At 60.9% G+C, this 21,838-nt stretch carries 13 protein-coding genes; 9 read left to right on the forward strand and 4 right to left on the reverse strand.

Annotated elements, in window-relative coordinates; genetic code table 11:
- Positions 1-134 precede the first annotated feature (134 nt).
- The gene (locus AC6I8D_RS02205) at positions 135-2,540 is read left to right on the forward strand and encodes a beta-N-acetylhexosaminidase (protein ID WP_497819577.1); all 2,406 of its coding nucleotides are present in this window, start codon (positions 135-137) and stop codon (positions 2,538-2,540) included.
- 30 nt (positions 2,541-2,570) lie between these two features.
- Here the strand turns inward: AC6I8D_RS02205 and galR are convergent, their stop codons facing one another.
- Positions 2,571-3,575, reverse strand: coding sequence for an HTH-type transcriptional regulator GalR (gene galR / locus AC6I8D_RS02210; protein WP_312055262.1), 1,005 nt, complete (start codon positions 3,573-3,575; stop codon positions 2,571-2,573).
- Between the two features lie 192 nt (positions 3,576-3,767).
- Here galR and AC6I8D_RS02215 point away from each other — a divergent pair, with 192 nt between their 5' ends.
- Together AC6I8D_RS02215 and AC6I8D_RS02220 are read left to right on the forward strand one after the other, a co-directional pair.
- On the forward strand, positions 3,768-6,041 hold the full coding sequence (locus AC6I8D_RS02215) for a molybdopterin guanine dinucleotide-containing S/N-oxide reductase (protein WP_497819578.1): 2,274 nt from the start codon (positions 3,768-3,770) through the stop codon (positions 6,039-6,041).
- 279 nt (positions 6,042-6,320) lie between these two features.
- Entirely contained in the window at positions 6,321-8,048 is a 1,728-nt protein-coding gene (locus AC6I8D_RS02220; RefSeq protein ID WP_312055260.1) for a penicillin-binding transpeptidase domain-containing protein, read from the forward strand.
- A gap of 17 nt (positions 8,049-8,065) precedes the next feature.
- Here AC6I8D_RS02220 and AC6I8D_RS02225 read toward each other — a convergent pair whose 3' ends face one another.
- Positions 8,066-8,425, reverse strand: a complete 360-nt coding sequence (locus AC6I8D_RS02225) for a hypothetical protein (RefSeq protein WP_497819579.1) — start codon at positions 8,423-8,425, stop codon at positions 8,066-8,068.
- A gap of 99 nt (positions 8,426-8,524) precedes the next feature.
- Here AC6I8D_RS02225 and AC6I8D_RS02230 point away from each other — a divergent pair, with 99 nt between their 5' ends.
- From AC6I8D_RS02230 to lplT, 6 genes are all read left to right on the forward strand, one after another.
- The gene (locus AC6I8D_RS02230; protein ID WP_159223201.1) at positions 8,525-9,739 is read left to right on the forward strand and encodes an efflux RND transporter periplasmic adaptor subunit; all 1,215 of its coding nucleotides are present in this window, start codon (positions 8,525-8,527) and stop codon (positions 9,737-9,739) included.
- Positions 9,736-12,936 (forward strand): efflux RND transporter permease subunit, encoded by a 3,201-nt coding sequence (locus tag AC6I8D_RS02235; protein ID WP_497819580.1) that lies wholly within the window; start codon positions 9,736-9,738, stop codon positions 12,934-12,936. Before AC6I8D_RS02230 ends, AC6I8D_RS02235 begins: the two co-directional genes overlap by 4 nt.
- Positions 12,933-16,034, forward strand: a complete 3,102-nt coding sequence (locus tag AC6I8D_RS02240) for a multidrug efflux RND transporter permease subunit (RefSeq protein ID WP_497819581.1) — start codon at positions 12,933-12,935, stop codon at positions 16,032-16,034. Before AC6I8D_RS02235 ends, AC6I8D_RS02240 begins: the two co-directional genes overlap by 4 nt.
- Positions 16,035-16,037: 3 nt before the next feature.
- Positions 16,038-17,426, forward strand: a complete 1,389-nt coding sequence (locus AC6I8D_RS02245) for an efflux transporter outer membrane subunit (protein ID WP_497820640.1) — start codon at positions 16,038-16,040, stop codon at positions 17,424-17,426.
- Positions 17,427-17,507: 81 nt separating this feature from the next.
- Complete coding sequence (gene aas / locus AC6I8D_RS02250; protein WP_312055255.1) at positions 17,508-19,658, forward strand: bifunctional acyl-ACP--phospholipid O-acyltransferase/long-chain-fatty-acid--ACP ligase; 2,151 nt, start codon at positions 17,508-17,510, stop codon at positions 19,656-19,658.
- The gene (lplT, locus tag AC6I8D_RS02255; protein ID WP_312759817.1) at positions 19,655-20,845 is read left to right on the forward strand and encodes a lysophospholipid transporter LplT; all 1,191 of its coding nucleotides are present in this window, start codon (positions 19,655-19,657) and stop codon (positions 20,843-20,845) included. Before aas ends, lplT begins: the two co-directional genes overlap by 4 nt.
- A gap of 58 nt (positions 20,846-20,903) precedes the next feature.
- On the opposite strand, the gene ridA is transcribed toward lplT, so the two are convergent.
- Entirely contained in the window at positions 20,904-21,290 is a 387-nt protein-coding gene (gene ridA / locus AC6I8D_RS02260; RefSeq protein WP_312055254.1) for a 2-iminobutanoate/2-iminopropanoate deaminase, read from the reverse strand.
- A 72-nt stretch (positions 21,291-21,362) separates the two neighbouring features.
- Entirely contained in the window at positions 21,363-21,827 is a 465-nt protein-coding gene (gene pyrI / locus AC6I8D_RS02265; RefSeq protein ID WP_031375827.1) for an aspartate carbamoyltransferase regulatory subunit, read from the reverse strand.
- Positions 21,828-21,838 lie beyond the last annotated feature (11 nt).

Genomic DNA, 21,838 nt, shown 5'->3' on the forward strand with positions numbered 1-21,838 from the left:
GAAAAAAGCGCCGGATGTTAACTATTCCGTCGTCAGTTCAAATTTCTTAATGTATTAACTTGCTTAAGCGCGCGAAACAACTTTAATCAGGGTTTGCCCGTGATAAGTCATTGACTCTACAAGGATGCCCGCCAATGTGGTTACGCCGTTCTCTGATTGCTGGTTACAGTGCGATAAGTTGCGTTATGAGTGTGGCGCTGGTCTCTCCGGCGCTGGCTGAAAAGCTCCCCTTAATGCCCTGGCCGCAGCGGGTTGAGCAGCCAGCCAGCGGCGGCACGCTGAGCCTGACGCCGCAGCTGACACTGCAGATTAGCGGCGATCATCTGGCGGGGGCCGAGGCGCGCTGGCTGGAACGCATCGCTAATCAGACCGGCTGGCCGCTGTTGCCCGCCCGTCAGCCGGTGGCGCAGCCGACCATCCGTATCGTGATTGAGAAAACAGTCGATCCGCTGCCGCTGCCCGACAGTGATGAACGTTATCACCTGCAAATTGATGGCAGCGGGGTGCTGCTCCGTGCCCCCAGCCGGTTCGGCGCGATGCGCGGCATGGAAACTCTGCTGCAGCTGATTCAGAACGGCGATCGGGGCACCACGCTGCCTTATGTGACCATTGATGACCAGCCGCGATTCCCCTGGCGCGGAATACTGATCGACAGCGCTCGTCACTTTATGCCAATTGAAACCCTCCGGCGGCAAATTGATGGCATCGCCGCCGCCCGGATGAACGTCTTTCACTGGCATCTGACCGACGATCAGGGCTGGCGTTTTGCTTCCAGCCACTATCCTCAGCTTCAGCAGAAAGCCAGTGATGGCCGCTATTACAGCCAGCAACAGATGCGTGAACTGGTGCAGTATGCCGCCGATCGCGGTGTGCGGGTGGTGCCGGAGCTGGATCTGCCGGGCCACGCCTCGGCGCTGGCGGTGGCGATGCCGGAGCTGATCAGCGCGCCGGGTCCCTATCAGATGGAGCGCGGCTGGGGAGTGTTTAAACCGCTGCTGGATCCCAGCAATGAGCAGGTCTATCAGGTGATCGACACGCTGGTTGGCGAAATGGCTGCGATCTTTCCCGATCCGTGGCTGCACATTGGCGGCGATGAGGTCGATCCGACTCAGTGGAACCAGTCTCCGCAGATCCAGCAATTTATGCGCGATCGCGGGCTGAAAGATGCTCACGCAGTGCAGGCCTGGTTCAATCAGCGGGTTGAGAAGATCCTTGAGAAGCACCAGCGTCAGATGATCGGCTGGGATGAGATCGCCCATCCCGATCTGCCGCGCAGCATTCTGATCCAGTCGTGGCAGGGCCAGGATGCGCTGAGCGAGGTCGCCAAAGAGAACATGCGCGGCATCCTTTCTACCGGCTTCTATCTCGATCAGCCGCAGCCCGCCAGCTATCACTACCGCAACGAAATCTATCCGCAGGGACTTAACGGCCAGGATAAGCTGCAGCCGGGTGAACAGGCGCAAAGCTGGGCATTTACCCTGCCGCGTCTGAAAGGCAGTCCGGTGCAGGGCAGTTTTACCCTGATTGAGGGGCAGCAGGGCTGGCGTGGCTTTATCGACTTTGCCGGCAAAGCGCGGCGAATGGTCAGCCAGATCGACTGGCTATCGACGCAGCAGGTGCGTTTTCAGGTCGACAGCTGGATGGGGCCGTTGCAGCCGGTGGTGACGCTGCAGCCGCAGACGCAGGCGCTCAGCGGCTATGTGCGGGTGGGGAACGTGCGTTATCCGGTCAGCGGCAAAAAGCTGGCGCAGGCACCGGCCGGGATTGCGCCCACGCTGCCGACACCGCAGCAGATGCAGCAAAATCTGCTGGGCGGGGAGGCGGCGCTGTGGGCCGAGAATATCAACAGCCAGATTATTGATACCAAACTGTGGCCGCGCGCCTTTGTGGTCGCCGAGCGTTTGTGGTCCGCTCAGGACGTTACCGATAGCGATGAGATGTATCAGCGGCTGGCGGCGATGGATCGCTGGAGCAGCGTCTCTGTCGGCACTCAGCAACACGCCCAGGCGGAACGTCAGATGATGCGGCTGGCCAACCGCAGCGATATCGCGCCGCTGCAGGTGCTCGCCGAGGTGCTGGAACCGGCGCAGTACTACACCCGACAGCACCTGAAGTTTCAGGCCGGCCATTATGATTACCATGAGCCGTTAAACCGGCTGGCGGATGTGCTGCCCGCCGAGAGTGAGGCGGCGCGCCAGCTGGAGCATCAGGTCGCCGCGCTGATCGCCAACCGCACCGATCCGACGGCGGCGGCGGCGATTCAACATCAGCTCCAGCGCTGGCAGGCGAATACCGCGCAGGTGATGCCGCTGCTGAATGCTAACTACCTGCTGAAGCCGCTGGCAGCCAGTGCGCAACAGGTGGACGCGTTGAGCCGGATGGGGATTTCGCTGGTGAACGCCTGGGCCCGTAACCAGGCCTTTGGGGCCAGTGAAGTGGCACAGATGCACGCCACGCTGGACGCGGCGGCGGAAGTGCAGGATGAGACGGTGATTGCGCTGGTCAGGCCGCTGGAAACGCTGCTGCGCGCCTTTAAGTAGTCGGGCGCGGCCTGAAGCGGCCGCGCACTATTATGATGCCGGACCGCTGACCGAATGACGGCGCACCAGCGTCGGGCTGAACATGTGGGTCACTTCCGGCAGTGGCTGGTCATTGGCCAGCGCCAGCGCCAGTTCGGCGGCCTGCTGCGCCATGGTGACGATGGGATAGCGTACGGTGGTGAGACGCGGGCGCACGTAGCGTGATACCAGCACATCGTCGAAACCAATCAGTGACATCTCTTCTGGCACCCGGACGCCGTTATCGCTCAGCACCGCCAGTGCGCCGGCGGCCATCGAGTCGTTGTAGCAGGCAACCGCGGTGAAATTTTTGCCGCGTCCCAGCAGTTCGGTCATCGCCGTTTCGCCGCCCACCTCATCCGGTTCACCCCAGGTCACCAGCCGATCGCTGCACGGCAGGCCATGCTCTTTCAGGGCATCGTAGTAACCCTGCAGGCGATCTTCGGCATCGGAAATGGTGTGGGTCGAGCAGATAAAGGCGATATTCTGGTGACCCAGCTGGATCAGATGGCGGGTCGCCAGCCAGGCGCCGTAGCGATCGTCGAGCGCAATACAGCGCTGCTCGAAGCCTTTGATCAGCCGGTTAAGCAGCACCATACCCGGCACCTGTTTCATTAACTGTTCCAGTTCTGCATCCGGAATTTTCTTGGCGTGCACCACCAGCGCTGCGCAACGGTGGCGCATCAGTTGTTCAATCGCCTGCCGCTCTTTTTGCTCATTGTGGTAACCGTTACCAATCAGCAAAAAGTTGCCGGTTTTTCCTGCGACTTCATCGACCGCTTTGACCATCGCGCCAAAAAACGGGTCCGACACATCACCGACAATCAGCCCGAGGGTTTCGGTCGACTGCTGCGCCAGCGCGCGCGCATTGGCGTTTGGGTGATACTGAAGTTGCTCCATCGCCTGGCCGACGGCCTGGCGCGAGCTGTCGCTGGCCTTGGGAGAATTATTGATTACACGGGAGACTGTGGCGACAGAAACGCCAGCCAGTCGGGCAACATCCTTTATGGTAGCCATGCGTTTACCTGCTTCCGGGGAAAACGTTTACACATCGCATCAGTGTTACGGAAAAGGGCCGCCACATCAAGCCAGCAGAATGCCAGCGTCGTCGCAAAAGAGGGCGAAATCGGGCCATCCGGCACGCCTTCTGCTGAAGCGGTACGCCATGCTATGCTGATTATCCCCAAATCTCTGCCGTGAAAAACAACGATGAAAACCAAAGTGCCACACCTGGCGCACTGGGGCGCCTTCACCGCCGTCACTGAAAACGATCGCCTGATTGGCTGCGAGCCTTTTTTCGCCGATGCCGATCCGTCCCCGATGATCCACACCATTCCTCAACTGGTCTACTCCGATAAGCGTATTCGCCAGCCGATGGTGCGTCGCTCGTGGCTGAAGTCACGTGAAAACAGCGATCGCACGCTGCGGGGCCGGGAAGATTTTGTGGCGGTCGACTGGGACACCGCGCTGGATCTGGTGGCGGATGAAAACCGCCGTATCCGCGAGCGCTACGGCGCATCGGGCATTTTCAACGGTTCCTACGGCTGGTCATCGGCCGGACGGGTTAACCATGCCCGCACCCTGATCCGCCGCTTCTACTTTCAGGGCGGTGGCGGCGTCGACCAGCAGGGCAACTACAGCTGGGGCGCGGCGCAATTTTTCCTGCCGTATGTTATTGGCACCTATATGCCGCTGACCGGTCGCGTCACCGACTGGCCGGAAGTGGTGGAACATGCAGAGATTTTTGTCGCCTTTGGCGGACTGGCGCTGAAGAACGCCCAGGTCGCGTCGGGCGGAGCCGGGCAGCACAGCCTGAAACCGGCGCTGCAGCAGCTGGCGGCCAAAGGCACGCCGGTGATTAATATCAGCCCGATGCGCGATGACTGCCCGGCCTTCCTCAACGCCGAGTGGGTCCCGATTCGCCCGAATACCGACGTGGCGCTGATGCTGGCGCTGGGTTATGAGATTACCCAGCGCGGCGCGGTGGACGAGGCGTTTCTCGCCAGCCACTGCACCGGCTGGCCGCAACTGCGCGCCTACCTGCTGGGCGAAACGGACGGCGTGGCGAAAACCGCCGGCTGGGCCAGCCGCATCACCGGTATCCCGGCCGATCGCATCGTACAACTGGCGCAGCAGCTGATCGGCAAACGCAGCTTTATCACCTGCTCTTATTCGGTTCAGCGCGCCCACCGCGGTGAGCAGCCGTACTGGATGATGATCGCCCTGTCATCGATGCTCGGTCAGCCAGGCCTGCCGGGCGCGGGCTTCTCCTTTGGTCACGGGTCGATGAACAGCGTCGGCAATCCGCGCCAGGACGGCCCGGCACCGATGATGAGTACCGGACCCAACCCGTCTGGCCTGTCGATTCCGGTGGCGCGTATCAGCGATATGCTGCTCAATCCCGGCCAGCCTTACACCTTCCAGGGCGAGACGCTGCACTATCCTGACATCCATATGGTGCACTGGGCGGGTGGGAATCCGTTCCATCACCATCAGCAGCTCAACCGGCTGGTGGCGGGCTGGCAGCGACCTGACACCGTGGTGGTGCAGGACATTGTCTGGACTCCGGCGGCGCAGATGGCCGATATCGTGCTGCCCGCCACCACGACGCTGGAACGCAACGACATTGGCGGATCGTCACGCGACCGCTTTGTGCTGGCGATGCATCAGGCGATCAAACCGCAACATCAGGCGCGCAACGACTTCGATATCTTTGCCGATCTGGCGGAGCGTCTCGGCTACCGCGACACCTTTACTGAAGGGCGCAACGAGATGCAGTGGATTGAACATCTCTACCAGCAGTGTGCGGTGGCGCACCAGCGCAAAGGCATCAGCTTCCCTGAGTTTGAGGCGTTCTGGCAGCGCGGCTTTGTGGAGATCCCCGAGGGCGGCAAACCTTACGTGTTTATGGATGCTTTCCGCGCCGATCCGCAGGCCAACCCGATCAACACCGCCAGCGGCAAAATCGAGCTGTTCAGCCAGACGATTGCCGACTACCAGCTTGACGATTTTGCCGGCCATCCGGAGTGGCGCGAGCCGCAGGAGTGGCTGGGTGCGCCGATCGGCCGCGACTATCCGCTGCACATGATCTCGATTCAGCCTGCTGACCGGCTGCACAGCCAGCTGGATGGCACCGACACCGTGCAGGGCAATAAAACCGCCGGTCACGAAACGCTGTATATGCATCCGCTGGATGCGGCGGCGCGTGACATCGTCGACGGTGACGAAATCGAGGTGAGCAATGCGCGCGGCGTAATGCTGGCCGGCGTCCGGCTGACCGAGGGGCTGACCCAGGGCGTGGTGATCATCGCCACCGGTGCCTGGTTTGATCCCGGCTTCGGTCAGGCGTGGCAGCCCTACGATCGCGCCGGCAATCCCAACGTTCTGACGCTCGACATCGGCACCTCGTCGCTGACCCAGGGACCTAACGCCATGAGTTGTCTGGTCGAAATCAAAAAACATCCGGATTGCAAAATAGCGTAAGGATCTCATGGCTGGTTACACTTTGCCGGTAACTGTTGCGTTTGAGCGATGGCAGCCGATCGATCCCGCTTGCTACAGTCAGGGTCCCAGAGGTATTGATGGGTGAACATCAATAGATTTTCTTGATTACACCAACCTGCGCAGATGCGCAGGTTTTTTTTGCCCGGCATTTAGCGGCTGATAACGAACTGATACACAGTTTTCCTGTTAACCGGTCAGCGCTTTCTTTATAACTGCTCAATTACGCCCTCTTTTATCTCTTTAGCGCAGCGGATTGCCATGCCCCGGATTAAAAAACTACTGGGAAAAGACCAGATTAAAGCCCCGTTTAACCCTTTTCGCTTCCGTCTTATCTGCCTTGGTGTGCTGGCCTGCATGGTGGTGTTGCTGGCGCGCGTCGCGGACCTGCAGTTCCTCAATCAGCCGATGCTGGAGCACGAAGCCGATCAGCGCTCGCTGCGCACCGTCACGCTGCCAACCAGCCGTGGCACACTGCTGGATCGCAACGGCGAAGCGCTGGCGCTCAGCGTACCGTCACGCGATGTGATCGCCGATCCGTTACGCGTGCTGGAGAGCAATCCCGACTTCACCAGTGCCAAGTGGGCCTATCTGGCTGCCGCCCTGAATACCCGACCGGAGGTACTGGCGGCGCAGATCACCGCCAATCCAAAACGCCGCTTCCTCTATCTGGGACGTAAAATCGAACTGGGTATCGCCAAAGATATTAAAGAGCTGAAGCTGAAAGGCATCAGTGAGGTCTACGACGACAGCCGTTTCTATCCGATGAGTGAAGCGTCTGCGCCGCTGATTGGCATCGTCGGGGCGGATAATGTCGGCCTGAACGGACTGGAGAAGGGCTTTGACAAAGTGTTGCAGGGCGAGCCGGGTAAAGAAGTTTATCGCCAGGACGCCGCCGGCAATATCATCGCGATGATCAACTATCAGCCGCCGACGCAGCCGCCGACGGTGCAGCTCAGCATCGACAAATACGATCAATACACTCTCTACAGTAAACTGCGCGACGGCGTGCTGCTGAATAAGGCGGACTCGGGCGCAGCGGTGCTGGTGAAGATCGACACCGGCGAGATTCTGGCGATGGCCTCCTATCCGTCGTTCAACCCGAATAACTACGATGGCGCCACGCCGGCCCAGATGCGTAACGCGGCGATTAACGACAGTTACGAACCCGGCTCGACGGTAAAGCCGCTGGTGGTGATGGAAGGGCTGGAGCGTCATCTGGTGCGGCCGGACTCGGTGATTGATACCACGCCCTACCGGGTCAACGGCCACCTGATCCGCGACGTTGGCCACTGGCCGCGCCTGACCATGACCGGCATCCTGCAGAAGTCGAGCGACATCGGCGTGTCCCATATTGCGCTGGCGATGCCGGCGGAAGCGCTGGTGAATACCTATCATGCGTTTGGTCTCGGTAAACCGACCGGCCTGGGCTTAACCGGCGAGAGCGTCGGTTACTTCCCGCTGCACCGCACCCGCTGGGCGGACATCGAACGAGCGACCTTCTCGTTTGGTTACGGCCTGCGCGTCACGCCGCTGCAGATTGCGCGTGAATACGCCACTCTCGGCTCTTACGGCGTCTACCGCCCGCTGTCGATTACCCGGGTCACCCCGCCGGTGCTGGGCAAGCAGGTGGCGAATCCGGAAACGGTGAAAGAGGTGGTACACATGCTGGAGAGCGACGTGTTGCCGGGCGGAACCGGGGTGAAAGCCGCGGTGCCGGGCTATCGTCTGGCGACCAAAACCGGTACCGCTGAGAAGATGGGCAACAGCGGCAAATATGATGGCGGCTACGTCAACTATACCGCCGGTATCGCGCCCGCCAGTCATCCGGAAGTGGCGCTGGTGGTGATGATTAACCATCCGACCGCCGGCGATCACTTTGGTGGCTCGGTGGCTGCGCCGGTATTCGGCAACATCATGGGGCCGGTACTGAAGCACATGAACATCGCGCCGGACGCTATTTACAGCGCGACCGCAGCGAACAACTAAGATAAATCTGAGAAAAATCAGAGTGTAAGTGCGGCGAGGCAGATATTCACACCTCGTTGCATTTCCCCGAATTCGGTTGCGTTTTCCCTCTGTTGCGGCGGCACGAAACAGTGCGAGGATAGAGGTCCCAGAGGTATTGATGGGTGTGAAAACAACACCGCTTCGGCAGTGATTACCCTGTTATTGCACCAACCCACGCAGATGCGTGGGTTTTTTTTTGCCTGCGACAGGCCGCGCGCGTCGTCCGTATTTTCCCGCCTGCGCGAGCCGTCAACATCATCATCGTTCTTAACGAAACCCTTACCGTTTGCCGATAGAACGGCGCGTAACATTTCGCCGATAATGCCCGCCGTGAAGCCCCGGCTGGTGGTTTTCATGCTGGCGAATTCGCGGCAGCGCCATCAGCCACTGCAGGTGGCTCACTTCATATTCCGCACCCGCCGGGATGTTCTTTTTCTGTTTATCTGAAGAGTTCGATGATGACTCACCACTCACGCTCCGCGCGTTCCGGCTGGCTGAAATGGCTGCTTTTATTGATTGTGGCGGCGACCATCGCTGGCGTGGCCTGGCGTCTGTTGCCCCTCGGCAAAGCACCGGGCGGGGCGATGCCGCCTGGCGGACGCGGTGCGCCCGGCAGAATGGGCGGCGGCGCGACCCTGGTACACAGCGGCGTCGCGACCCGTGCCGATGTGCCGGTCTGGCTGAATGCGCTCGGCACGGTGATCCCCAACGCCAGCGTGACGGTCACCAGCCGGGTCGATGGTCAGCTGCAACAGGTCTTCTTCACCGAAGGTCAGAAGGTCAGCGCTGGTCAGCTGCTGGCGCAGATCGATCCGCGCAGCTACCAGGCGACGCTGAATCAGTATCAGGGCGAACTTAATCAGAACCAGGCGCTGCTGAAAAGCGCCGAACTGACGCTGGCACGCTACCGCAAGCTGGCGGCGCAGGACTCGCTGTCGCGCCAGGATCTGGATAGCCAGATCGCCACGGTAGGGCAGTATCGCGGTGCAGTCGCCGCCGATCAGGCGCAGATCGCCAGCGCCAGACTGAGTATCGAATATGCCCGCATCACCGCGCCGATCGCTGGCCGGGTCGGACTGCGTCAGGTCGACCCGGGCAACATGGTACAGACCTCCAGCAGCACCGGCCTGGTAACCATCACCCAGATGCAGCCAGCGGCGGTCACCTTTAGCGTGCCGCAGAGCGAAATCCCGACGCTGGTGAGCGCCCTGCATCAGAGCCAGAGCCTGCCCGCTACGCTGTTTGACCAGGATAACCAGCATCTGCTCGCCAACGGCGAGGTGAAGTACATCAGTAACCAGATCGATACCGCCACCGGCACCGTAGAACTGAAAGCGCTGTTCGCCAACCAGGATGAGTCGCTGTTTGCCAACCAGTTCGTCAATCTGCGGCTGCAGACCCGGGTGCTGAAAGGCGTAACGGTGATCCCGGCTCAGGCACTGCAATTAAGCAGCGACGGCAGCTTTGTCTTCGTCATCAATCAGGACAACAGCGTCACGCGTAAAGCGGTCACCACCGGTCCGGCGGTTGACGACGATCATCAGGCGATCCTCAGCGGCGTTGCGCCGGGCGATCGGCTGGTCACCGAAGGAATCGATCGGCTGACTAACGGCAGCAAGGTTTCACTGGCGGATGAGACGCCTGCACCGGCAAGCGCTGAGGCCAAATGAATCCGTCACGGCTGTTTATACTGCGTCCGGTCGCCACCATCCTGCTGATGGTCGGCGTGCTGATTGCCGGCATTTTTGCCTATAAGTTTCTCTCCACCTCGGCGTTGCCGCAGGTCGACTATCCGACCATTCAGGTCACCACGCTCTATCCCGGTGCCAGTCCGGATGTGATGGCGTCGTCGGTGACCGCGCCGCTTGAGCGCCAGCTGGGCCAGATGGCCGGACTGAGTCAGATGACCTCCGCCAGCGCCAGCGGCTCGTCGGTGATTACGCTGAAATTCAGCCTCGATCTGTCACTGGATGTCGCCGAGCAGGAGGTGCAGGCTGCGATTAATGCCGCCGATAGCCTGCTGCCTGACGATCTGCCCAATCCGCCAACCTATAAAAAGGTTAACCCGGCGGACAGCGCGGTGATTACGCTGGCGGCCAGTTCCGACACGCTGCCGCTGACGCAGGTGCAGGATCTGGTAAATACCCGGGTGGCGCTCAAGCTGTCGCAGATTTCTGGCGTCGGGATGGTGACGCTGGCGGGCGGACAACAGCCGGCGATTCGGGTCCGGATCAACCCGAAAGCGCTCGCTGCCCACCATCTGACGCTGGAAGCGGTCAACACGCTGATTGGCAACAGCAACGTCAACGGCTCCAAAGGCGGCTTTGACGGCAAATATCACTCGGTAACCATTGATGCCAACGATCAGCTGCGCACCGCCGCTGAGTACGGCAACCTGATCCTCAGCTATGAGAATGGCGCGGCGCTGCGGCTGAAGGATATTGCCCTCATTGAGCAGGGGCCGGAGAACAGTTTTCAGTCGGCGTGGGCCAATAATCGGCCAGCGATTGTGATCAACGTGCAGCGTCAGCCCGGCGCGAACGTGATTCAGGTGGTGGACAACATCAAGGCGCAGCTGCCGGTGCTGCAGGCGGCGCTGCCGGATGGGGTGAAGATGACTATCCTGTCCGATCGTACCCAGACCATTCGCGCCTCGATCAGCGACGTGCAGTTTGAACTGATGCTGTCGATTGCGCTGGTGGTGATGGTGACGTTCCTGTTCCTGCGCAACGTGGCGGCGACGCTGATCCCCAGCGTGGCGGTGCCGCTGTCGCTGATTGGGACCTTCGGCGTGATGTATCTGGCGGGCTTCAGCCTCAACAATCTGTCGCTGATGGCGCTGACCATCGCCACCGGTTTTGTCATCGACGATGCGATTGTGGTGGTCGAGAACATCTCCCGGCGGCTGGAGCAGGGCGAATCCCCGCTGGAAGCGGCGCTGAAAGGATCACACCAGATTGGTTTTACCATCATCTCGCTGACCTTTTCGCTGATTGCGGTGCTGATCCCGCTGCTGTTTATGGGTGACGTGGTCGGGCGGCTGTTCCGCGAGTTTGCCATCACCCTGGCAGTGGCGATTCTGGTGTCGATGGTGGTATCGCTGACCCTGACGCCGATGCTGTGTGCTTATCTGCTGCGCCACATTCCACCAGAGCGGCAGTCCACTTTTGCCCGCAAAGGCGGCGTGCTGTTTGATCGCCTGATTGGCGGCTATGACCGGCTGCTGACGGTGGTGCTGAACCACCAGAAACTGACGCTGCTGGTGGCGCTGGCGACGGTAGCCCTGACCGCACTGCTCTATCTGGTGGTGCCGAAGGGCTTCTTCCCGACTCAGGATACCGGTCTGATTCAGGGAGTGACCGTCGCGTCGCAGGATGTCTCTTTCAGCGCGATGGCCACCCGGCAGCAGGCGCTGTCGGCGCTGATCATGAAAAACCCGGCGGTGGAAAGCGTCTCTTCGATCATCGGCATTGATGGCACCAACAGCAGCCTTAACAGTGGCCGCCTGCAGATCAACCTCAAGCCGTTTGCCGCGCGTGACGTCAAGGCGGATGAGGTGATTAAACAACTGCAGCAGGCCACCGCCGGCGTGACCGGGATTCAGCTCTATCTGCAACCGGCGCAGGATCTGACGGTTAACGATCAGGTCTCACCGAGCCAGTATCAGTTCACACTTGACGACGCCGGCAGCGAGAACCTGGTGAAATGGTCACCTGCGCTGGTGGCGGCCCTGCAGCAGCGGCCAGAGTTTAACGGTGTAGTGAGCAACCTGCAGGATCAGGGACGTGTCGCCTTTGTGGAGCTGAACCGCGACAAAGCGGCGCGCTACGGCATCACGGCGGCGGACGTGGACACTGCGCTTTACAACGCCTTCGGTCAGCGGCTGGTGTCGACCATCTTCACCCAGTCGAATCAATATCGGGTGGTGCTGGAAGTCGCGCCCGCCTGGCAGCAGGGTCCGGCATCGTTTGATGATATCTATCTGCAACCGTCCGACAGCACGGACAGTTCGGACAGTTCGGATAGTTCGGACAGCAGCACGACAACCTCCGGCAGCAGCACCGCTTCGACCACCAGCACCACGGCCAGCAGCGGGATGGTAAAACTGACCTCAATTGCCACGATTCACCAGCGAACCGGCGCGCTGATGCACATGCGGCTGAACCAGTTCCCGGCGGTGATGATCTCCTTCAACCTCAATCCCGGCTATTCGCTGGAGCAGGGGCAACAGGCGATCGCGGCAGTGCGGCAGCAGCTTGCGCTGCCGCAGAGCATTACGCTGCGCTATCAGGGCGAAACCTCGGCGTTCCAGAGTGCCACCAGCAACACGCTGTGGCTGATTCTGGCGGCGCTGATCACCATGTATGTGGTGCTCGGCATTCTGTATGAAAGCTTTATCCATCCGGTCACCATCCTCTCGACGCTGCCGTCGGCGGCGGTCGGGGCGCTGTTGACGCTGCTGCTGGCCGGCACCGAATTCAGCCTGATTGCGCTGATTGGCGTGATCCTGCTGATCGGCATCGTCAAAAAGAACGCGATTATGATGATCGACTTTGCGCTGGAGGCGGAACATCAGCAGCATCTCAGCCCTCGCGAGGCGATCCACCAGGCCTGCCTGCTGCGCTTCCGGCCGATTCTGATGACCACCATGGCGGCGCTGCTCGGCGCACTGCCGCTGATGCTGGCGTCCGGGTCCGGCGCAGAACTGCGTCAGCCGCTGGGGCTGGTGATTGTCGGCGGACTGATCGTCAGTCAGCTGCTGACGCTGTTCTCCACGCCGGTGATCTACCTGTGGTTTGATGCGCTGGCACAGCGCGGCAAGCGCTGGGTGAAACGCCGTCAGCAACCGGCGCGGAGCGGACAATGAATCTGACCCGGCTGTTTATCTTCCGCCCGGTGGCGACGCTGCTGCTGACGCTGGCGATTCTGCTGCTCGGTGTACTCGGCTATCGTCTGCTGCCGGTCGCGCCGCTGCCGCAGGTCGATTTCCCGACCATCATGGTCAGCGCCAGCCTGGCCGGTGCCAGTCCGGAAACCATGGCGGCGACCGTCGCCACGCCGCTGGAGCGTTCACTCGGACAGATTGCCGGTATCACCGAGATGACCTCCAGCAGCTCGCAGGGTTCCAGCAGCATCATTCTGCAGTTTGAACTGGATCGCGATATCAACGGCGCGGCGCGTGACGTGCAGGCGGCGATCAACGCGGCGCGCAGCCTGCTGCCGAGTGCGATGGCGTCATTGCCGACCTACCGCAAAGCCAATCCGTCCGATGCGCCGATTGTGATGCTGGCGCTGATCTCTGCCACCCGCACGCCCGGTGAACTCTACGATCTGGCCGAGAGCAAAATCGAACAGGCGATGGGCCAGGTTAACGGCGTGGGCGAAGTCTCGCTGATGGGCAGTGCCCTGCCGGCGGTGCGGATTGATCTGCAACCGCTGAAGCTGACCCACTATGGTATTTCGCTGGATACGGTGCGCAGCGCGGTGGCGAACAGCACCACCAATCTGCCCAAAGGCGTGCTGCAGGGCAGCGGGCAGTCATGGCTGGTCGACAGCAATGGTCAACTGGATAAGGCGGCCAGCTATCGCGATCTGATCGTCAGCTATCAGCAGGGCAAAGCGGTGCGGCTGCACGATGTCGCCACGGTTTACGACTCGGTGGAAGATCGCTATCAGGCCGGTTTTCTCAATGCCACGCCCTCGGTGATGATCGGCATCAAGCGTCAGGCAGGCGCCAACATGCTCGACACCATCGACGCCATAAAAGCGCAGTTGCCGCAGCTGGAAAAAGATCTGCCGGCGGATACGCAACTGCGCATCGTCGTCGACCGCTCGCCCGGCGTGCGCGCCTCGCTGTATGACACCGAAGAGACGCTGCTGATTGCGGTATTGCTGGTGATCGCGGTGGTGTTTGTTTTTCTGCGCAATCTGCAGGCGGTGATCATTCCGGCGCTGGCCTTGCCGGTATCGCTGATCGGCACCTGCGCGGTGATGTATCTGCTTGGCTACAGCCTCGATAACCTGTCGCTGATGGCGCTGATTATCGCCACCGGTTTCGTGGTTGACGATGCGATCGTGGTGCTGGAGAACATTACCCGCCACATTGAGCGCGGGTTGAGTCCGCTGCGGGCGGCGCTGCGCGGGGCGCAGGAGGTGAGTTTCACCGTACTGTCGATGACCATCTCACTGATCGCGGTGTTTATTCCGATCCTGCTGATGGGCAGCATCGTCGGACGACTGTTCCGCGAATTCGCCGTTACCCTCACCGTGTCGCTGCTGATCTCGCTATTTGTCTCACTCAGCCTGACCCCGATGCTCTGTGCCCGGCTGCTGAAGCCGAAACCGCCGCGCAGCCAGCAGCCGCACCCGCTCTACCAGGCGATTGAGAACCTGCTGAATCGCCTGCTGGCCGCCTACGCGCGCGGGCTGGCGTGGGTGATGCGTCATCAGAAACTGACGCTGCTCAGCCTGCTGCTGACCGTGCTGCTCAACCTGTTTCTCTATTCGGTGGTACAGAAGGGCTTCTTTCCGAATCAGGATACCGGGCTGTTGATGGGCGCACTGCGCGCCGACCAGAACATTTCATTCCAGGCGATGAAGCCGAAGATGCAGATGTTCACCAAAATCATCGAGGCCGATCCGGCGGTAGAGAGCGTCATGTCGTCGATGGGCAGCGGGATGTTCGGCGCGCGCAACAGCGCCAACTTCTTTGTCCGGCTGAAAGATTTCGATCAGCGTGATGCCACCGCCACCGAAGTGGCGAACCGGCTGAGCCGTAAAACCAGCCAGCTGGCTGGCGCACAGATGTTCCTGATGGCGGCGCAGGACCTGCACATTGGCGGACGCAGCGCCAACGCCACTTATCAGTACAGCTTACAGGCTGACGATCTCGATCTGCTGCGCAGCTGGACGCCGAAAGTGCAGGCGGCGCTGGCGGCGATCCCCCAGCTCAACAGCGTTGATTCGGATTCGCAGACCGGCGGCCAGGAAGTGGAACTGACCATCGATCGTGATCGCGCCACCCGGCTTGGGGTCAACGTGCAGATGCTGGATACGCTGCTGAATAATGCCTTCAGCCAGCGGCAGATCGCCACGCTCTATCACACCCTGAATCAGTATCACGTGGTGATGTCGTTGCAGGACAGCGACACCGCCAATCCGGCGATGCTGCAACAGCTGTATGTGATTAACGACAGCGGCGATCGTATTCCGCTGTCGGCCTTTACCCGCTTCAGCGGCGGCAACGCCCCGCTGGCCGTGACGCATCAGGGCCAGTCCGCCACCAGCACCGTGGCTTTTAACCTCAATGATGGCGTCTCGCTCGAGCAGGCGCAGGGGTTGATCAAGCAGGCGATGGCGAAGCTGGGCCTGCCCGCCACCATCCAGGCCGGTTTTGCCGGGACGGCCGCCGCCTTTTCTCAGCTCACGGCCACCATGCCGTGGCTGATTCTGGCGGCGCTGGCGGCGGTCTATATCGTGCTCGGCGTGCTGTATGAGAGCTATATCCATCCGCTGACCATTCTGTCGACCCTGCCGTCAGCGGGCGTCGGCGCGCTGTTACTGCTGCTGCTGACTAACACCCAGCTGACGGTGATCGCGCTGATTGGCATCATTCTGCTGATCGGCATCGTCAAAAAGAACGCCATCATGATGATCGACTTCGCCATCAGCGCCGAAAGAGAGCAGGGCATGACGCCGCAGCAGGCGATTACCCAGGCCTGTCTGATGCGCTTCCGGCCGATCATGATGACCACGCTGGCGGCCTTTTTTGGTGCCTTACCGCTGGCACTTGGCAGCGGCGGCGATGCCGATCTGCGCAGTCCGCTCGGGATCGCCATCGCGGGTGGTCTGGCGCTCAGCCAGCTGCTGACGCTGTTCACCACCCCGGTTATTTATCTGTGGCTCGATCGTCTGAGCCGTGCCACTCAACGTCAATGGCGTCGTCTGCGCCATGCGGAATCCTGATTGATGAAACCCATTATCCCGCTTGTTCTGATGCTGCTGCTGAGCGGCTGTACTGTTGGTCCCGACTACCAGCGCCCCGCGATGGCGATACCGATTCACTATAAAGAGGCCAAAGGCTGGCAGCAGGCGACGCCGCGCGATCGGCAGGGCAAAGGCGAATGGTGGGCGGTTTATCACGACGCCACCCTGAGCGGCCTGCTTAGCCAGGTGAGTATCTCGAACCAGAACGTCGCCAATTATGCGGCGCAGTACCGTCAGGCGCAGGCGCTGGCGAGCGAGTCACGCGCCGCGCTGTTTCCGTCACTGGGTTATGACAGCAGCGTGACGCGCAGCGGCAGCCACGCCACCAGCAGCAGCGCCCGCACCACCAGCAGCAGCCATCAGGCCGAACTGAGTGCCAGCTGGGAGCTGGATCTGTGGGGCAAACTGCGTCGCACGCTGGAAGAGAATCGCGCCAGCGCGGCGGCCAGCGCGGCGGAACTGGCCAATATCACCCTTAGCGCCCAGTCTGAACTGGCGCAGGACTATTTCCAGCTGCGTTTTATCGACCAGAAAATTGCGCTCTATCAGCAGAGCGTGGCGGCCTACCAGCGCTACCTAAAGGTGATCACTAACCAGTATCAGGCTGGCACGGCGTCGCTCGCTACCCAGGCACAGGCGCAGATGCAGCTGGAGAGCGCCAGCGCCTCGGCGCAGGATTATCAGTGGCAGCGTGCCCGGATGGAACACGCCATCGCGCTGCTGGTGGGCAAAGCGCCGGCGGACTTCAGCCTGCCTGCCGCGCCGTTGCACGCCACGCTGCCCACGGTGCCGGCCGGGCTGCCAAGCCAGCTGTTGCAACGCCGTCCTGATATCGCCTATGCCGAACGTAACATGGCGGCCGCTAACGCCGCGGTTGGCGTGGCGGTGGCTGGTTACTATCCGGATCTCACCCTCAGCGCCAGCGGCGGCGTCAGTTCATCGGCGCTGCATTCGCTGTTCTCATTGCCCAACCGCGTCTGGTCGCTGGGGCCGGCGCTAAGCGGCACGCTGCTCGACTTTGGTGCCACCTCGGCGCAGGTTGATCAGGCACGTGCCAGCTGGGATGCCAGCGTCGCCAGCTATCGTCAGACGGTATTAGCAGCGTTACAGGAGGTGGAAGATCAGCTGGTGGAACTCAACACCCTGCAGGGCGAGATTGCGGCCCAGCAGCGCGCAGCCGTGGCGGCTCAGACATCAGCGCGGGTGACGCGCAATCAGTATGAGGCCGGGATGATCGACTATCTCGACGTGGCCACCACCGAAAACAGCAGCCTGACCGAGCAACAGAGTTTACTGACGCTGCAAAGCACCCAGTGGGTCAGCAGCGTGGCGCTGATTGCCGCGCTGGGCGGAGGCTGGCAGACACCCTGATCGCGGCGGATAATTCTGTTGTCGAACTGCGTCAAATCCTGCATCGTGAGGGGCTATTTTTCACGATGCTAAGGAGCAGGCATGGTATTCACATTATTGCGTCTGGTATTTCGCCTGTTATGGCGGGTCGAACTGCGCGGCGACGTCGCCGAACTGCATAAGCAGAAGGTATTGATCACGCCGAACCATATGTCGTTTCTCGACGGCATATTGCTGGCGTTATTTTTGCCGATTAAGCCGGTTTACGCGGTCTATTCAACCATCAGCGAAAGCTGGTTTATGCGGCTGGTTAAACCCTTTATCGACTATGTGCCGCTCGATCCCACTAAGCCGATGGCGCTGAAACAGCTGGTGCGGCTGATCGACAGCGGCCGCCCGGTGGTGATCTTCCCGGAAGGACGGATCACCGTGACCGGATCGCTGATGAAAATCTACAGCGGGGCCGGATTTGTCGCGGCGCGATCTGGCGCTAACGTGGTACCGATGCGGATTGAAGGGGCGGAGTTTACGCCGTTTGGCCGGCTGGCGGGCGTATTCAAACGCCGCCTGTTTCCGCGCATCACCCTCAGCATTCTGCCGGCGACCCGTATCCCGATGCCGGAAGCCAAACGCGCCCGCGATCGGCGGATACTGGCGGGCGAACATCTGCATCATGTGATGATGGAAGCCCGCATGGCGGTACGCCCGCGTGAAACTCTGTTTGAAGCCTTTCTCGCGGCCCGTTCACGCTACGGTGCCTTCAGGCGCTGCATCGAAGATGTCAATTTCAAGCCCGACAGCTATAACGGCTTGCTGAAGAAATCGCTCGGCGTCGGCCGTATTCTTGAACGCTACAGCCAGCCGCGCGAAGTGGTCGGGTTGCTGCTGCCAAACACCACCGTCACCGCGGCGGCGATTTTCGGTGCCTCGCTGCGTGGCCGGGTACCGGCGATGCTCAACTACACCGCGGGCGTCAACGGCATGCGGGCTGCCCTGACTGCGGCGCAGATTAAAACCGTCTTCACCTCGCGTCAGTTCCTCGACAAAGGTAATTTGTGGCATCTGCCGCAGGGACTCGACGAGGTGCAGTGGATCTATCTGGAAGATCTGAAAGATACGGTGACGCTACAGGACAAACTGTGGATTGTCGGCCATCTGCTGATGCCTCATCGCGCTCAGCTGCCCCAGCAGCCGGAAGACGCGGCGATGGTGCTGTTCACCTCTGGCTCAGAAGGCAACCCTAAAGGGGTGGTGCATTCGCATAAAAGCCTGCTGGCGAACGTCGAACAGATTCGCACCGTGGCCGACTTTACCCCGCGTGACCGCTTTATGTCGGCGCTGCCGCTGTTCCACGCCTTTGGCCTGACCGTCGGCCTGTTTACGCCGCTGATGACCGGCGCGCAGGTGTTTCTCTATCCCAGTCCGCTGCACTACCGCATCGTGCCGGAGCTGGTCTATGACCGAAACTGCACCGTACTGTTTGGCACTTCGACCTTCCTTGGCAACTATGCCCGCTTTGCTGCCCCTTACGACTTTGCCCGCCTGCGCTATGTGGTGGCCGGGGCCGAGAAGCTGCAGGAAAACACCCGCCAGCTCTACATGGAAAAATATGGCATTCGCATCCTCGAAGGCTATGGCGTAACCGAATGTGCGCCGGTGGTGGCGATTAACGTGCCGATGGCGGCGAAAGCGCACAGCGTGGGGCGGATTCTGCCGGGGATGGATTCGCGACTGATGTCGGTGCCGGGCATTGAGCAGGGCGGACGGCTGCAGCTGCGCGGCCCGAACGTGATGAAAGGCTACCTGCGGGTTGAAAATCCAGGCGTGCTGGAAGTGCCGGTCGCCGACGATGGCGAAGGCAATCTGGAAGCGGGCTGGTATGACACCGGCGATATCGTCAGCTTTGATGAGGGCGGTTTCTGCCAGATTCAGGGACGCGCCAAACGCTTCGCCAAGATCGCTGGCGAGATGGTGTCGCTGGAGATCGTCGAGCAGATCGCCCTGAAAGCGTCGCCGGACAAACAACATGCCGCCTCGCTGCGGCCGGATGGTCAGCGTGGCGAGGCGCTGGTGCTGTTTACCACCGACAGCGAACTGGCACGTGATGGCCTGCAAAAAGCCGCCCGGGAGCTGGGCGCGCCGGAGCTGGCGTTGCCGCGTGATATCCGGGTGATGAAGCAGTTGCCACAGCTCGGCAGCGGCAAGCCGGATTACGTGACGCTGAAAAAACTGGCTGAAGAGGAGCAGGCATGAACATCGAACGGGATGCGCCGCTGATGTCGCGCGGCATGATCGCGGTGATCGTCGCCCAGTTCTTTTCGGCCTTTGGCGATAACGCGCTGCTGTTTGCCACGCTGGCGGTGCTGAAAAGCCAGTTCTATCCCGACTGGAGCCAGCCGGTGTTGCAGATGCTGTTTGTCGCGGCCTACATTCTGCTGGCCCCGTTTGTCGGGCAGGTGGCCGATAGCATGGCGAAAGGGCGGGTGATGATGATCGCCAACAGCCTGAAACTGCTGGGCGCGCTGGCGATCTGCTTCGGCTTCAACCCGTTCCTCGGCTATACCCTGGTGGGAGTCGGCGCTGCGGCCTACTCACCGGCGAAATATGGCATCCTCGGTGAAATCACCCACGGCGGAAAGCTGGTGAAAGCCAACGGGCTGATGGAAGGTTCAACCATCGCCGCCATTCTGCTCGGCTCGGTGGCGGGCGGTATGCTGGCTGACTGGCACCTGCTGGCCGCGCTGGGACTCTGCGCCGTCACCTACGGCGTCGCGGTGGTGGCCAACCTGTTTATCCCGAAACTGCAGGCGGCGCGTCCGGGGCAAAGCTGGCAGATCGCCGCCATGCTGCGCAGCTTTTTCCGTGCGGCAGCGGTGCTATGGCGTGACGCCGAAACGCGTTTTTCACTGCTCGGCACCAGCCTGTTCTGGGGCGCGGGCGTCACGCTGCGTTTCCTGCTGGTGCTGTGGGTGCCGGTGGCATTGGGCATCAACGACAACACCACGCCGACCACCCTGAATGCGATGGTGGCGATCGGTATCGTGCTGGGTGCGGCCGCGGCCGCAAAACTGGTGACGCTGGAGACGGTGCGCCGCTGTATGCCTGCCGGGGTGCTGATTGGCGTCATGGTAGTGGTCTTCTCGTTACAGCATACCCTGCTGAATGCCTATCTGCTGCTGATGGTGATTGGCGCGCTGGGGGGCTTCTTCGTGGTGCCGCTGAACGCGCTGTTGCAGGCGCGCGGTAAAGAGAGCGTCGGCTCAGGGAATGCGATTGCGGTGCAGAATCTCGGGGAGAACAGCGCGATGCTGCTGATGCTGGGGCTCTATACGCTGGCGATTAAAGCCGGTGCGCCGGCGGTGGCAACCGGTATCGGTTTTGGCGTGCTGTTTGCGCTGGCCATCGCGCTGTTGTGGCTATGGCGACCGGCTAAGCGCTAATCCGCTGGCCGCCTCTCGCCGTGAGCAGGTAGAGAGGCGGCTACGCGGCCGTTGTCAGTTAGCGACGAACGGCAATGGCCTCAATTTCAATCTTCACATCTTTCGGCAGACGCGCTACTTCGACACAGGACCGGGCCGGGAACGCCGCCTGATGCTCGGTGAAGAACGCTTCATAGGCCGCATTCACCGTAGCGAAATCATTCAGATCCTTGACGAAAACTGTGGTTTTCACGATATCTCCGACCCGCAGGCCAGCCGCTTCAACAATCGCTTTTACGTTGTCCAGTGACTGACGCGCCTGGGCGGTCACATCATCGGCCACCAGGCCAGTGGCGGGATCGACCGGAATCTGGCCGGAGGTGATGATCATGCTGCCGAGATCGACACCCTGAACATAAGGGCCGATAGCGGCAGGGGCTTTTTCGGTACTGATTTCACGAGACATTATTGCTCCTTGAATAAGACAGTAGGGCGGTGAGCCCGCCGGTGCTGACCATTATAGGGTTGGCCGGAACGATTACCAGTGACCCAGCACCACATGGCGCGCGAACTCTTTTTCACAATATTTGCACTTCAGGTGGACATCATCGGCGCGCTGCTTGACCGCAAAACTGGAGAAGACCGGCTCGCTGCGGCTGATGCAGTTGCTGTTCGGGCAGGTCAGCACCCGCTCAACGTGCTCCGGCAGCGTCGGGGCGATCTTCGCCACCACTTCATAGTCGTCGATGCGATTGACCGTGGCATGCGGCGCATAGACCGCCAGCTGATTGACCTGATCGTCGGTCAGAAAGGTGTTCTCAATCTTGATCAGATCTTTTCGCCCCATCTCACCTGACGGCAGATTCAGGCCGATGGTGATGCGCTGATCGGTTTCGGTCAGGCGAAACAGGGAGAGCAACTTAAAGCCGACCTGCGCCGGGATATGGTCGATGACCGTGCCGCGCTTGATCGCTTCGACCTGCAATTTGTTGTCGTGTGTCATCTGAGGATCTC

This window comes from Pantoea sp. X-Soil-MYKO-1785 (assembly GCF_059730675.1).

Excerpts from the sequence above, each read along its gene's own strand:
- AC6I8D_RS02205 (WP_497819577.1), top strand. The coding sequence starts at position 135 with ATGTGGTTACGCCGTTCTCTGATTGCTGGTTACAGTGCGATAAGTTGC.
- galR (WP_312055262.1), bottom strand. The coding sequence starts at position 3,575 with ATGGCTACCATAAAGGATGTTGCCCGACTGGCTGGCGTTTCTGTCGCC.
- AC6I8D_RS02215 (WP_497819578.1), top strand. The coding sequence starts at position 3,768 with ATGAAAACCAAAGTGCCACACCTGGCGCACTGGGGCGCCTTCACCGCC.
- AC6I8D_RS02220 (WP_312055260.1), top strand. The coding sequence starts at position 6,321 with ATGCCCCGGATTAAAAAACTACTGGGAAAAGACCAGATTAAAGCCCCG.
- AC6I8D_RS02225 (WP_497819579.1), bottom strand. The coding sequence starts at position 8,425 with ATGAAAACCACCAGCCGGGGCTTCACGGCGGGCATTATCGGCGAAATG.
- AC6I8D_RS02230 (WP_159223201.1), top strand. The coding sequence starts at position 8,525 with ATGATGACTCACCACTCACGCTCCGCGCGTTCCGGCTGGCTGAAATGG.
- AC6I8D_RS02235 (WP_497819580.1), top strand. The coding sequence starts at position 9,736 with ATGAATCCGTCACGGCTGTTTATACTGCGTCCGGTCGCCACCATCCTG.
- AC6I8D_RS02240 (WP_497819581.1), top strand. The coding sequence starts at position 12,933 with ATGAATCTGACCCGGCTGTTTATCTTCCGCCCGGTGGCGACGCTGCTG.
- AC6I8D_RS02245 (WP_497820640.1), top strand. The coding sequence starts at position 16,038 with ATGAAACCCATTATCCCGCTTGTTCTGATGCTGCTGCTGAGCGGCTGT.
- aas (WP_312055255.1), top strand. The coding sequence starts at position 17,508 with ATGGTATTCACATTATTGCGTCTGGTATTTCGCCTGTTATGGCGGGTC.
- lplT (WP_312759817.1), top strand. The coding sequence starts at position 19,655 with ATGAACATCGAACGGGATGCGCCGCTGATGTCGCGCGGCATGATCGCG.
- ridA (WP_312055254.1), bottom strand. The coding sequence starts at position 21,290 with ATGTCTCGTGAAATCAGTACCGAAAAAGCCCCTGCCGCTATCGGCCCT.
- pyrI (WP_031375827.1), bottom strand. The coding sequence starts at position 21,827 with ATGACACACGACAACAAATTGCAGGTCGAAGCGATCAAGCGCGGCACG.